Annotated in this window: 11 protein-coding genes and 1 other annotated feature; of the genes, 9 read left to right on the top strand and 2 right to left on the bottom strand. The window is 37.9% G+C overall.

All coding sequences use genetic code 11. The features are described from left to right. Positions 1 to 15 precede the first annotated feature (15 nt). The 5 genes from mce to U9M49_RS07795 all read left to right on the top strand — a co-directional run bounded on the left by mce (position 16) and on the right by U9M49_RS07795 (position 5,606). On the top strand, positions 16 to 429 hold the full coding sequence (gene mce, locus U9M49_RS07815; protein WP_307312959.1) for a methylmalonyl-CoA epimerase: 414 nt from the start codon (positions 16 to 18) through the stop codon (positions 427 to 429). After that, a complete protein-coding gene (locus U9M49_RS07810) occupies positions 429 to 1,979 on the top strand; it encodes an acyl-CoA carboxylase subunit beta (RefSeq protein WP_307312961.1) in 1,551 nt (516 codons plus the stop codon). The genes mce and U9M49_RS07810 overlap by 1 nt, the downstream gene beginning before the upstream one ends. Positions 1,980 to 2,091: 112 nt before the next feature. Next, on the top strand, positions 2,092 to 3,210 hold the full coding sequence (locus U9M49_RS07805) for a M20/M25/M40 family metallo-hydrolase (protein ID WP_095372660.1): 1,119 nt from the start codon (positions 2,092 to 2,094) through the stop codon (positions 3,208 to 3,210). Between the two features lie 597 nt (positions 3,211 to 3,807). Then, positions 3,808 to 4,284 (top strand): chemotaxis protein CheW, encoded by a 477-nt coding sequence (locus tag U9M49_RS07800; protein ID WP_157733941.1) that lies wholly within the window; start codon positions 3,808 to 3,810, stop codon positions 4,282 to 4,284. A gap of 47 nt (positions 4,285 to 4,331) precedes the next feature. Next, positions 4,332 to 5,606 (top strand): DNA polymerase IV, encoded by a 1,275-nt coding sequence (locus tag U9M49_RS07795; protein WP_095372662.1) that lies wholly within the window; start codon positions 4,332 to 4,334, stop codon positions 5,604 to 5,606. A gap of 127 nt (positions 5,607 to 5,733) precedes the next feature. On the opposite strand, the gene zwf is transcribed toward U9M49_RS07795, so the two are convergent. Continuing rightward, on the bottom strand, positions 5,734 to 7,197 hold the full coding sequence (zwf, locus tag U9M49_RS07790; protein WP_307313734.1) for a glucose-6-phosphate dehydrogenase: 1,464 nt from the start codon (positions 7,195 to 7,197) through the stop codon (positions 5,734 to 5,736). Positions 7,198 to 7,433: 236 nt separating this feature from the next. On the opposite strand from zwf, the gene rnz reads away from it, so the two are divergent. Next, a complete protein-coding gene (rnz, locus tag U9M49_RS07785) occupies positions 7,434 to 8,357 on the top strand; it encodes a ribonuclease Z (protein ID WP_095373651.1) in 924 nt (307 codons plus the stop codon). A 160-nt stretch (positions 8,358 to 8,517) separates the two neighbouring features. Next, positions 8,518 to 8,744 (top strand) — a binding site (T-box leader). Positions 8,745 to 8,883: 139 nt separating this feature from the next. Further along, a complete protein-coding gene (locus U9M49_RS07780) occupies positions 8,884 to 10,236 on the top strand; it encodes a sodium-dependent transporter (RefSeq protein ID WP_095372664.1) in 1,353 nt (450 codons plus the stop codon). 174 nt (positions 10,237 to 10,410) lie between these two features. On the opposite strand, the gene proC is transcribed toward U9M49_RS07780, so the two are convergent. Then, complete coding sequence (proC, locus tag U9M49_RS07775; protein ID WP_095372665.1) at positions 10,411 to 11,238, bottom strand: pyrroline-5-carboxylate reductase; 828 nt, start codon at positions 11,236 to 11,238, stop codon at positions 10,411 to 10,413. A 509-nt stretch (positions 11,239 to 11,747) separates the two neighbouring features. Between proC and U9M49_RS07770 the strand changes: the two genes are divergently transcribed. Together U9M49_RS07770 and U9M49_RS07765 are read left to right on the top strand one after the other, a co-directional pair. Beyond that, entirely contained in the window at positions 11,748 to 12,716 is a 969-nt protein-coding gene (locus U9M49_RS07770; protein ID WP_095372666.1) for an MBL fold metallo-hydrolase, read from the top strand. 4 nt (positions 12,717 to 12,720) lie between these two features. Further along, the gene (locus U9M49_RS07765) at positions 12,721 to 13,515 is read left to right on the top strand and encodes an SDR family oxidoreductase (protein ID WP_322909576.1); all 795 of its coding nucleotides are present in this window, start codon (positions 12,721 to 12,723) and stop codon (positions 13,513 to 13,515) included. The last annotated feature ends 12 nt before the right edge of the window (positions 13,516 to 13,527 follow it).

Raw genomic sequence — 13,527 nt, 5'->3', positions numbered from 1 at the left:
ATAGGGGGGATTTCGTTGATCAAAAAAATTGATCATATTGGTATCGCTGTTCGATCATTAGCGCAATCATTACCTTTTTATACGGAAACATTGCAATTACCTTTGTTAGGAATTGAAGAAGTGAAGAGTGAAGGCATTAAAGTAGCCTTTATTCAAATTGGGGAGACGAAACTTGAGTTATTAGAGCCGCAAACAGATGAAAGCGCTGTAGCGAAGTTTATCGCTAAAAGGGGAGAAGGTCTTCATCATGTGGCATTGGGCGTCCATTCTATTCAAGAGAGAATCGAAGAAATGAAAACAAAAGGCATTCAAATGATTCAAGATCAGCCAAAATTGGGTGCAGGTGGAGCGAGTGTAGCCTTCATGCATCCTAAATCAACTGGCAGTGTTTTATATGAATTATGTGAAAAGAAGGGAATGACAAGCTAATGGCAGACATCTATGAAAAAATTAACGAACTTTATGATCGTAGAAGAGAAGTAGAGCTTGGTGGCGGAGACGAAAGAATTGAAAAACAACATGAAAAAGGAAAACTAACAGCAAGAGAAAGAATTGCTTTATTAGTCGATGATGGTACATTTGTGGAATTAAACCCGTTTATTGAACACCGTAGCAATGATTTTGGTTTAGATAAACAAAAAGGGCCTGGTGATGGGGTTATTACTGGATATGGAAAAGTGAACGGGCGTCCGATCTTTCTTTTCTCACAGGATTTTACCGTTTTTGGTGGTGCACTAGGGGAAATGCATGCAAAAAAAATTGTGAATGTTATGGACTTAGCCGCAGAGAACGGAGCTCCGTTTATTGGCTTAAATGATTCTGGTGGTGCCCGTATACAAGAAGGTGTCGTTTCTTTAGATGGATATGGACAGATTTTTTATAGAAATTCAATTTATTCAGGTGTTATCCCACAAATATCTGTTATTTTAGGTCCGTGTGCAGGTGGGGCTGTTTATTCGCCAGCTATTACTGACTTTGTTTTTATGGTCGAGAATACGAGCCAAATGTTCATTACAGGACCAAAAGTGATTGAGACCGTTACTGGAGAAAAAATTACGGCAGAAGATTTAGGTGGAGCAAACGTACATAATACGATAAGTGGCAATGCTCACTTTAAAGGAAAGACAGAGGAAGAGGTCATTGCGCAAGTTCGGGATTTATTAAGTTATCTCCCGCAAAACAATGAAGAACGCACACCAAGAAAAGCAGATGAATCAACAGATGATTATCGACCAGATTTAACGGATATCATTCCATTTGATGCAATTAGACCTTATGATGTTCGTAAAGTAATTGATCAAGTGGTGGATGCTGATTCTTTCTTAGAGGTGCAACCTGATTTTGCCAAGAATATTGTTGTTGGCTTAGCGAGGATAAAGGGAGAATCAATTGGACTTGTTTGTAATCAACCTAAAGTGATGGCTGGCGGGTTAGATATTGATTCATCTGATAAAGCAGCCCGCTTTATTCGTTTCTGTGACTCATTTAATATCCCATTAGTGACTTTTGAGGACGTAACTGGGTTCTTTCCTGGGATTAAGCAAGAACATGGGGGAATTATTCGTCATGGCGCAAAAATTCTTTATGCCTATTCAGAAGCAACGGTACCTAAGTTAACCGTCATACTGCGAAAAGCGTTCGGAGGGGCTTATGTAGCGCTGAATAGTAAATCTATTGGGGCAGACTTGGTTTTTGCTTGGCCAAACGCTGAGGTGGCTGTCATGGGCCCTCAAGGGGCAGCTAATATTATTTTTGCTAAGGAGATTGCCACGAGTGAAAATCCTGAACAAACGAGAGCGCAAAAAATAGAAGAGTATCGTGAAAAATTTGCCAACCCATATGTCGCAGCCAGTCGGGGTATGGTAGATGATGTCATTGATCCAAGAGAAACAAGAATAAAAATCATCCAGGCGTTAGATATGTTAAAAAATAAAAAGGAAACACGCCCGTTTAAAAAGCATGGGAATATGCCTTTATAGAATAAAACATTCTTTATTTGCTGATAAGTTTCGTTAGGAGTATACTAATTAGTGTTGAAGAGAACTGTTTAAAAGCATAATAAGGCTCGTGATATTTGGAGGTTATTGACGGATGATTAATGAAGAAAGACTGTTAAATGAGTTTTTAGAACTTGTGCAAATTGATTCTGAAACAAAGGATGAAGCACAGATTGCAAAAGTATTAAAAAAGAAATTCCGTGACATTGGAGTAGAAGTATTTGAAGATGATACGACTGCGGTGACAGGGCATGGAGCGGGCAACTTAATTTGTACACTTCAAGGAAATAAAGAAGGCGTTGACCCTATTTATTTCACATCTCATATGGATACGGTTGTGCCTGGTATCGGGGTCAAACCTTCAATTCAGGATGGTTATGTAGTTACAGATGGCACAACGATTTTAGGTGCTGATGATAAGACTGGGTTAGCGGTAATGCTTGAAATCGTCAAAGTACTTAAAGAGCAAAATATTGCTCACGGTACAATCCAATTTATAATTACTGTCGGTGAAGAATCTGGACTAGTTGGTGCAAAAGCATTAGACTCTTCTCTCATTCAAGCAAAATTCGGCTATGCTCTTGATAGCGATGGAAAAGTAGGTAATATTATTGTTGCTGCTCCGACACAAGCGAAAGTGAGAGCAACGATGATTGGCAAAACGGCACATGCTGGAGTAGCACCAGAAAAAGGTATTTCTGCAATTACGATGGCATCAAAAGCGATTTCTAGAATGCCTTTAGGTAGAATTGATGAAGAAACAACAGCCAATATCGGTCGCTTTGAAGGCGGAAAACAAACAAATATCGTATGTGATCATGTCGACGTTCTTGCGGAAGCACGCTCTCTCATTGCTGAAAAAATGGAAGCGCAAGTTGAGAAAATGAAAGTGGCATTTGAAAGTGCAGCAGAAGAAATGGGTGGCAGAGCAGAAGTTAATATTGAAGTGATGTACCCAGGATTCAAATTTGCAGACGGTGACCATGTTGTCGAAGTTGCCAAAAAGGCGGCGGAAAAAGTAGGGCGTAAACCGGAATTATTGCATAGCGGTGGTGGCAGTGATGCCAACATTATTGCTGGATTTGATATTCCTACAGTAAACTTGGCAGTAGGTTATGAAGAAATTCACACAACGAACGAAAGAATGTCTATCGAAGAGCTCAATAAGTTAGCTGAAATGGTAATAGCAATTATCGAGGAAGTAGCAGCTTAAATCCTCGTGTTAGAGCATAGCTACAGCTCAAGTAAGGCCAACCTTGAAAGTCGCAGAGCACATTTTAATTTGTGCTAGCGGCTTTCTTTTTTGTTGATGAAAAATTATTCTTAGAGTGGTTTTGGTGAACATAAATGAGAAGAAAAGTAGGAGAATGAGTTGGACGGATAACCTTCATACACAGCGAATTTTTGCTAATTATTAGAAAGGTATATGAGCAAATGGGGTGTGCTCGTTCAATTCAAAAGAAGAAAGATTGGAAGTACATCATGTTAACGTGCAAAAGACAAAAGCATAAGTCAGAGGGTTGCACAAGTCACGTTTTCGTACAAAAAGCACTAGAAAATAGATGAATTTGCGATTATTTATTCCCGTAGTACATATTTGTACGTTCTTAAATAACCAAAATTGTACATCGTTAGAATTGACATTTACATAAATGATCCCAATAGAATTTGGTGGAAATGTTGTGAAGAACAGATAGAACCCTATCAAAGATATAATTCTCCATTAGGAAAATAGTCCCTACTCTTCTCTCTTCTTTTTTACTAATTATATGATATATTTTTACTATGAACAAAAGAAGGAGTGAATCTTTTGGATAAATATATTGTGTTTCGATGTAGGCAGGAAGAGTATGCGATTACTATTGATCAGGTCATTGCTATAGAACGGGCAGAAGGTTTTACATCAGTCCCACAACTCCCGCATTATGTAAAAGGTATGATACGTTCTCGGGGCCACCTTGTCCCGGTTCTTGATATTGAAATGATATTTTATGATCGAGCGATTGAAGAAAGTAACGATAGAAGAATCATCATCATTCAAGGAGAAGAATTTGAATACGGTTTACTTGTTGCGGAAACGAAGGAGATTATTGATATAGCGGAAGGTCTTATTGAAAAGCCAGGACTTCTTTTACATATTCGTCTAGACTACTTAAAAGGGATTGCTAATTTTAAAAATAGATTAATTTCTATCATTGACAGCCATCGCTTCTTAAGCTCATTGGATGGTAATGTTTCCATTGCTGAATATATTACAGAATCTAAAGAAGCAGAGGCAGCTTTATAATCTATTTGCTATAATTGGAGGATACAAACCTAAAGGATGTGCTTTAAGTGAATTCAATGTATCCTAAAGCAGGCCGAGTGATTTTACATGTTGATATGAATAGTTTTTATGCATCTGTAGAAATGGCCTATGATCCGACATTAAAGGGGAAGCCTATTGCTATTGCTGGAAATCCTGAGGAGCGTAGAGGGATTATTGTAACTTGCAGCTATGAAGCAAGGAGATTTGGCGTAAAAACAACGATGCCATTGTGGGAAGCGAAAAAGTTATGTCCGCAATTAATAATTTTACGCCCTAATTTTGAAAGGTATCGTGCAGCGTCAATTGGTATGTTTGAGGTGCTTAATCATTATTCAGATCTTGTAGAGCCTGTCTCTATTGATGAAGGGTATATGGATATTACTGCTAGCGACCAGTTTGGCACTCCTATTGAAGTGGCTTCAATTATTCAGAACCGTATAAAAGAGCAGTTAGATTTACCTTGTAGTATTGGCATTGCACCAAATAAATTTTTAGCCAAAATGGCCTCTGATATGAAGAAGCCTCTTGGCATTACAATATTAAGAAAAAGGGATGTGCCTAGTAAATTGTGGCCTCTTCCTGTAAAAGAAATGCATGGTGTTGGTCAGAAGACAAGTGAGAAGCTTGAAAGTATGCGTATTTATACGATTGGTGATTTAGCGAAGGCAGACACGTTCATGATAAAATCTTCATTAGGCATTAATGGTGAGCGTTTAAAAGATAGAGCAAATGGCATAGATTCACGTCCGGTTGATCCAGAAGCTGCCGAGGAATTTAAAAGTATCGGTAACTCAACGACACTCCCTCGGGATATGAGTAAGCAGAAAGAACTTTTTGAAGTGTTGAATCAACTCGCTTTTAAAGTGTCTACGAGGCTAAAACGAAAAAAAGTCTATGCTACTGGTATAAGCGTGATGATCCGTTATAAAAACCGCCATACGATTACGAGAAGCAAAAAAATTGGTTTTGCTATTCAGTCAGTGGAAGAAATCTATAATCAGGCTCAGCATCTCTTTATGAAACACTGGAGTGGTGATGCTGTGAGGTTGCTTGGCATAACTGGTACGGATCTTGTCGAAAAAGGACAAGCTGTGAAACAATTAGATTTATTTCATTATGAAGAAGACGCCAAAAAAGAGCCTCTTTACCAAACCATTGAAAGTTTGAGGAAAAAGTATGGCCAATCGATTGTTGATCAGGCAGCGTCTCTTGAGTCTATACAAAAGAAAAAAGCCAATATCGGTACATCAACCAGCTTTAATAAAGATTTTTTACAGCGATTAAAAAAAGAGAAAGAATAAGCGAAAACATGTACACCACAAACTATCTTGTTGTGGTGTTTTTTAAATCTTAAAAATTGAACTAAAAATAAAAGCAAGGCATAAGGTTTTTTTCCCTTATGCCATGCTTTTATATTGTACATTCATATTAACGATAGTCGCCACTTTCTACCGGCCACCAGTGGAAGCCGTCTTTTTCTAATAACTCGTCAGCCGCTTTTGGACCCATTGTTCCCGCTTCGTAGTTTGGAAATTGCTCTGCTTGTTGGTTTTCCCAAACTTGTGAGATCTTATCGACGAAGCTCCAAGATAAAGCTACTTCATCCCAATGAGCAAAGTTGGTTGCGTCTCCGCGCATACAGTCATAAAGGAGTCGCTCATAAGCTTCAGGTGTGTTCATGTGATCGACACTATTGTTGGAGAAGTTGAGCTTTACTGGTGTGGCATTCATTGTGTCACCAGATTTTTGTGCGTTTAAGTAAAGACTAATTCCTTCATCTGGTTGGATATGAATGACGAGTAAATTAGGGTTTAACGTCTTTTCATGCTGATAGTATAAATTCATTGGAATATCCTTGAATTGAACGACTATTTTTGTTGATTTCGTTGCCATCTTTTTTCCTGTACGGATGTAAATAGGAACACCGGCCCAACGGAAATTGTCAATTATCAGTTTTCCGGCAACGAAAGTTTCGGTATTGGAGTCAGCTTTGACCATCGGTTCTTGACGATAACCGTTAATTGGCTCATTATTTTTGTTGCTTGGTCCATATTGGCCACGAACAAAATTCTCCTTTACAGCCTCTCCTTCAAGTGATTTCAAAGCACGGAACACTTTTACTTTTTCAGAACGGATTTCCTCATCTGTCAGTTTAATTGGTGGTTCCATAGCAAGTAAGGCAACCATTTGCAGCATATGGTTTTGCACCATATCCCTAAGGGCACCGCTATTCTCATAATATCTCCCACGTTCTTCAACACCTAATACTTCACTTGATGTCACTTGGATATTAGATATGTAGCGATTATTCCATAGTGGTTCAAATATGGCGTTGGCGAAGCGAATGACCTCTATATTTTGGACCATTTCTTTTCCTAAATAATGATCTATCCGATAAACTTCTTCCTCAGCAAACGCTTGGCGAAGGCGATTGTTCAATTCTATTGCTGAAGGTAGATCATGACCAAATGGTTTTTCAATCACTAAACGTTTAAAACCGTCAACATCTGTTAGTCCATCTGATTTTAAATGATCGGCAATTGTGCCAAAGAATTCTGGTGCCATCGCTAAATAGAAAATGCGATTACCTTCTAATTGATAATGTGTATCTAAGTCATTTGCTAGTGTTTTTAACGCTAAATAAGAACTGGAATCTGTAACATCATGGGAATGATAATAAAAGTGTGTGATAAACTCATTAAGGTCATCATGATGCCCCTCAGCTTCTTCAATAGATTGTCGCACACTTTCTTGAAAAGCACTGTTCGTTAGTTCTCGTCTAGCAACGCCAATGATACAATAGCGTTCAGATAGTTTTCCTCTTTTAAACAATCGGTAAAGTGATGGAAATAGTTTACGTTTCGCTAAGTCACCTGTTGCACCGAATATCATAATCAAAGCAGTTGGATTTTCTGAATTATTCACAATGATATTCCTTTCTATGTAAAAAAGTTCTATTTTTTAGGTTCATCTCAACGATGAAATATATACCCACTCAAGTATAAAATTTTATCGCTTAAAGTGAAAAACAGCAACCTTTTTTAAAAGGAAATAACTGTAGCGCTTTAGCTTTATGGTGTTTTTCTGTATGATGATAATAATGAATGAGGAGAAAGGAAGAAAAGGCAGTGAAAGTTTTTTTCTTAGGAACAGGTGCGGGTGTCCCTGCGAAAGCAAGGAATGTTACGAGTATCGCTTTAAAGCTTTTAGATGAAAGAAGAGCCATATGGTTGTTCGATTGTGGAGAAGCCACACAACATCAAATTTTACATACAACAATCAAGCCAAGAAGAATAGAGAAAGTTTTTATTACTCATCTTCATGGCGATCATATATATGGTTTGCCGGGATTTTTAGCTAGTCGTTCACATCAAGGCGGCAAAGAAAAGCTAACAGTGTATGGTCCAAAGGGAATACAAGAATATATCGAAGTGTCTCTTTCGGTTAGTCAAACTTACTTGCAGTACCCTCTGGAGATTATTGAAATAGACGAGGGGGTCGTTTGTTGTGATGATCAATTCATAGTGACAGCGAAGAAACTTGACCATGGTATACCATCTTTCGGTTATCGGGTTGTAGAGAAAGATTTGCCGGGAACTTTAATGGCTGATCAATTGATAGAAGATGGTGTAAGGCCAGGTCCTATTTTTAAAAGAATTAAAGAGGGTGAGACAATTACTCTTGAGGATGGTCGCATAATTAATCCTAAAGATTATGTTGGGCCACCACAAATGGGGAGAATCGTGACTATTTTAGGTGACACGCGTTTTTGTTCGGCGGCAATTGAATTAGCACGCAATGCAAATTTACTTGTTCATGAGGCAACCTTTGCGAATGGTGAGGAACAGCTCGCACATGATTATTACCATTCAACAATTGCCCAAGCAGCTGCTGTAGCCCAGCAAGCGGGTGTAGAACAATTATGTCTCACACATATTAGTTCACGCTATGAACGTAGTGAGTGGTCACAGCTAGAAGAGCAGGCAAAGGTAGATTTTCCTGCAGTAGTCCTTGCTGAAGATTTTAAAGAAATAGATATCCCTAGGAAATAATTGCGTAGTTTATCGGTTTAACCAAATGCGACAGTAGGACCAACTCAGGACATAGGGAGAAATATCTGTTTCATTTTATCTTAAAAATTTAAAAAAACAGTTATTGACTTATAGATAGTAATCGTACTATAATCACATTTATACTTTTAAAATTATATTTTATAAAGCAATGAAGAGAAACTAGTAAACCTTATTTCCCTAGTAAAGAGAGTCAGCGGTTGGTGTGAGCTGAACTATAAATAAGATGAATTTCATTCTTGGAGCTTTTTCTTTGCTGTCATGTTCGGCCGAAGACAGTAAGGACGGTTATCAATACCGTTATGAATTCGAGTGGAAAGTCGCAAGCTTTCAAAAAGGGTGGTACCGCGTGAGTCACACGTCCCTTTATGAGCTTTGCGGCTTTTTTGTTTTATTTTCAATAAGGAATAGAGGATTTTTATAGCAAAATTCACGTTGACAAATGTCCTAATTTCCAGGGATGAAATAATGGGGAAGATATAGATAAAGGTTAAAAAAGGAGGAAAAAATCATGCAAAACGAACAATGGTCTTCTAAGCTTGGATTTATTCTTGCTTCTGCAGGTTCAGCAATTGGCTTAGGCGCGATATGGAAGCTACCCTATGTGACTGGGGAAAGTGGTGGTGGCGCTTTTATTTTATTATTCATTTTGTTCTCTTTATTTATTGGTTTTCCATTACTGCTGGCTGAGTTTGTTATCGGACGCAGTACAGGAAAAGAAGCGATTACTGCCTATAAAACGATTGCACCTAAAACAAAGTGGCATTGGGTTGGTTACTTAGGCGTATTTACTTCTTTCTTATTACTCTCTTTTTATAGTGTAATCGGTGGCTGGGTTATTCAATATTTATTTTATGGAGTAACAAGTGATAAAGGTGTAGGGATGTCGGGGTATGAGAGTCTGTTTAATGAAACTGTATCTAATCCGTATATTTCTTTAGGTGCACAGGCGTTATTCCTCATCATTACAATTTTCGTTGTTGCCAAGGGTGTACAGCAAGGGATTGAAAAGGTAAGTAAATTTATGATGCCAGCATTATTTATCTTGTTTATTATTATTATTATTCGTTCTGTTACATTAGAAGGCGCCTCAGAGGGAATAAAGTTCTTCTTGCAACCCAATTTCTCTTTATTAAACTCTGAAAGTTTATTATATGCGATGGGGCAATCATTCTTTTCTCTTAGTGTAGGGATTTCTGTAATGGTTACGTATAGTTCTTACTTATCAAAGAAAGAAAGTTTGTTACAACCGGCACTTTCTGTTGTCGCAATGAACTTATTCATTTCTATACTGGCTGGTTTGGCCATCTTTCCAGCCGTCTTTTCATTAGGGTTTGAACCAACTGCTGGCCCTGGCCTACTATTCATCGTCTTACCAGCTGTATTTGATCAAATTATTTTTGGAAAAGTTTTCTTGTTGTTATTCTTAGCTTTGTTCTTATTCGCCACACTGACTTCTGCCTTTTCAATGCTTGAAATTGCAGTAGCTTCGGTTACGAAAGGAGCGACAAAAAATAGGGGTAAAATCGCTTGGTTATTTGGTTTGGCGATATTCATTGTCGGAATTCCTTCTAATCTTTCTTATAGCTTACTATCTGACATAACTATTTTTGGTAAATCTATTTTTGATAGTGCTGATTTCTTAGTGAGTAATATTCTTTTACCTTTTGGTGCTTTGTTGATTGCTCTATTCGTATCATATCGAATGAAAAAAGACTTATTAAAAAGCGAAATTATCATGAACTCTACGGCGCTGACAGGGGTATTTAATGTTTGGTTCTTTTTGATGAGATATATCGTACCAATCATTATTGTAATTGTGTTCTTAGATTCTTCTGGTTTATTTAATCTATTCAAGTAACAATTGAAAGACTGAGACAATATCAAGATGCTAATCGAGTGATAGAAATACGAGCAAATGGTGGTAATCCTGTTTGTTCGTATTTTTTTGTCCCAGTCCCTATCTATAATCAAGAAAGAATGCAAAAAAATGATGAATGTGCAGCAGTGTAAATATTGATACCAATTTATTAGGTTAAACTTTCATGTTATTAGCAAAAATCTCACCAAGCTTTTTAGACTGTGCTGTCGCTGCTTTAATGCATTCTACAAATGCTTCTTGTACCGCATGTGCTTCGAGTACCTTTAATCCTGCCTCTGTTGTTCCTCCAGGGCTAGTGACCTCTTTTCGTAATTGTGCAGATTCCTTTGACGATCTCTCAAGCATTTCTGCAGCACCTATTAAGGTTTGAATAATAAACTTTTTCGCTACCTCTTTTTCGAGCCCTATTTCTACTGCACTTTTTTCCATCGCTTCAACTAGATAATAAATATAGGCTGGACCACTTCCAGATAATCCTGTAACCGCATCTAAGTCTTCCTCTTTTACGATGGTCGTTAAACCAACTGTTTCAAACATTCCTTTAACTGTTTCTAATTGTAAATGGTTTACATTATGATTGATGGCTAATGCACTGGCAGATTTACCAATTGTTGCTGAAGTATTAGGCATGGCTCGAACAATAGCTAGGTCTGTGTCTACCATTTCTTCAATAGAAGTAATGGATACCCCTGCTAAGACGGAGACGATTAACATGTCTTTACGTAAATAAGCTCGAATACTTTGAATCGCTTCTCCAACATCCTTTGGTTTCATAGCTAAGCAGACGATATTGACATGAGAGAGGATGTCTTTTATGTCATAAGATATGTTGACACCATAAGATTGTTGTAATTCATAGAGTTTTTCTTGATTGCATTTGTTTGTTACCCATACATTGTTTCCACTTACTAATTTTTGCGTAATGATGCCAGATATTAGAGCTTCAGCCATCGAACCTGCGCCAATAAATGCGATTTTCATTTTTTTTTCCTCCTTGATAATGTTGATAAGGTTCGTACTTGCAAACTCCGTCAAGGTCAATAAAAAAAGCCCCTTCATCCTGTAAAGGACGAAAGGACGTGCTTCCGTGGTACCACCTTCATTTGTCATGTTCTTTAAATTAGAACAGACAATCTCGAATCCGTTAACGCCGGCTACGGTTAGTTTTGCTAACACTCATAAGGTAGGTTCGATGGACTAGTGGACGGTGAAACCTTTCAGCCTAATTGAGTTTCACTCTCTTTTCGTCTTATGTTCATCTACTATTCTTATTCATCGCGTTAAATCATTAATTTATTGTGATTATGAGGGATAACAAGGGAAATTGTCAATAACATTTTCATTCGTTTTTAGAGATAATTTGTTAAAAGTTATGTGAAAATAATGACATTGTTGAGAAATAAAGCTAAGATTAAATATATATATGTTTAAAGATTAGATTGTTCTACACATATTTTATTTAAATATAATGATTGTTGGAGGGAATGAAAATGGCACAATGGATTAATGATATCGGTCGACTCGTGATTCCTACTCCTTTTCCTGTAGGTGATGTTAACCTTTATGTCATCAAAGGAGAGAAGCTAACCCTTATAGATGCTGGACCTAAAACAGAGGAAGCTTGGGTAGCGTTGCAGTCAGAACTAAATGAATTAGGCTTAACACTGTCAGATATTGAGCAAGTGATTCTTACTCATCATCATCCAGATCACGTTGGTCTGCTTGATTATTTTCCGGCTGATATGCAAATTATTGGTCATCCTTTAAATGAGCGATGGCTCAATCGGACAGAGGATTTCCTACAGCAAAATAATGATTTTTATCAGCATGTTCTCACTGAGTTTGGCTTGATTCAGTATTACGATAAAGTAATGACAAGACTACATAGTGAGCTTGCCTACTTCTGTGATCGCTCATTAGCTCAAGAGATTTGTGAGGGAGACGAACCTCCAGGGTTAAAGGGATGGCGTGTTATTGAAACGCCGGGTCATGCGCAAAGTCATATTGGTTTATTGCGAGAAAGTGACGGAATTTATATTGGTGGTGACCATCTGCTGGCTCATATTTCTCCGAATCCGTTAATGGAGCCACCTTTACCGGGGCAATCTGAGCGTCCTAAATCATTATTGCAATATAACGAATCACTTGATAAATTAAGCCGTTATCCGCTTGCACTTGTATTGCCAGGTCATGGAGAAGTCTTCACAAATGTAAATGAAATCATTCCTCAACGAAAAAAAGCACAGCATGAACGTGCGATGAAGGTCAAGAAATGGCTCATGGAAGAATCAATGACGGTCTTTGATATATGTAAACGCCTTTTTCCGAAAGCTTACAAAATGCAATTACCTCTTACGGTATCTGAAACAATCGGTCAGCTCGACTATTTGCTTGCGATGGGGGAAGTAAATGAGTATAAGAAGGACGGTGTGTCTTTCTATAGTAGCCAAATGAGGTGATAAAATGGTAAAAGATTTACATGGAAAGAACATTATTATTACAGGTGCATCAGGTGGGATAGGTGAAAAGATGGCAAGGCTTTGTGCGGAAAGAGGAGCCAATCTTGCTTTAGTGGCTAGAAGGACAGATAAGTTAGCTGCAATGAAAGAAGAGCTTGAGCAACGCTATTCTATTGATATTTATACATTTTCTTTAGATGTCTCTAATATGGAAAAGGTAGAGGAAGTTTTCCCATTGATTCTCGAACGGTTTAAGGTAATCGACGTCCTTGTGAATAATGCGGGATACGGCATTTTCACTTATGCTCATGATGCAGATATGAAAGAAGTAAAAGGCATGTTCGATGTGAATGTACTGGGTTTAATTGCTTGCACTCAGCAAGTATTGCCAAAAATGTTAGCGACCAAAAGCGGGCATATTATCAATATCGCTTCACAAGCTGGAAAAATTGCCACGCCGAAATCAAGTACCTATTCTGCAACCAAACATGCAGTATTAGGTTATTCTAATAGCCTAAGGATGGAAGTTGCTTCTCAAGGTGTGTATATTACAACAGTGAACCCAGGTCCAATTGAGACGAATTTTTTTGATATTGCCGATAAAGAAGGCACATATGTGAAAAATGTTCAGCGATATATGTTAAAGGCGGAGTATGTTGCGCGAAAAGTTGTTGATGTGATGTTGACGCCAACAAGAGAGGTCAATCTCCCAAGGTGGATGAATTTAGGAAGTAAAGTATTTGCCATTGCTCCCAGATTATTTGAATGGGCTGGACGCGGTGTGTTTAATAAAAAATAATGTTTCAAGTTG

The sequence above is a fragment of the Cytobacillus sp. OWB-43 genome, assembly GCF_034651445.1.
GTDB classification, from domain to species: domain Bacteria; phylum Bacillota; class Bacilli; order Bacillales; family Cytobacillaceae; genus Cytobacillus; species Cytobacillus kochii.
The sequence above is the reverse complement of the archived record's forward strand: the minus strand, read 5'-3'. Positions and strand labels throughout refer to the sequence as shown.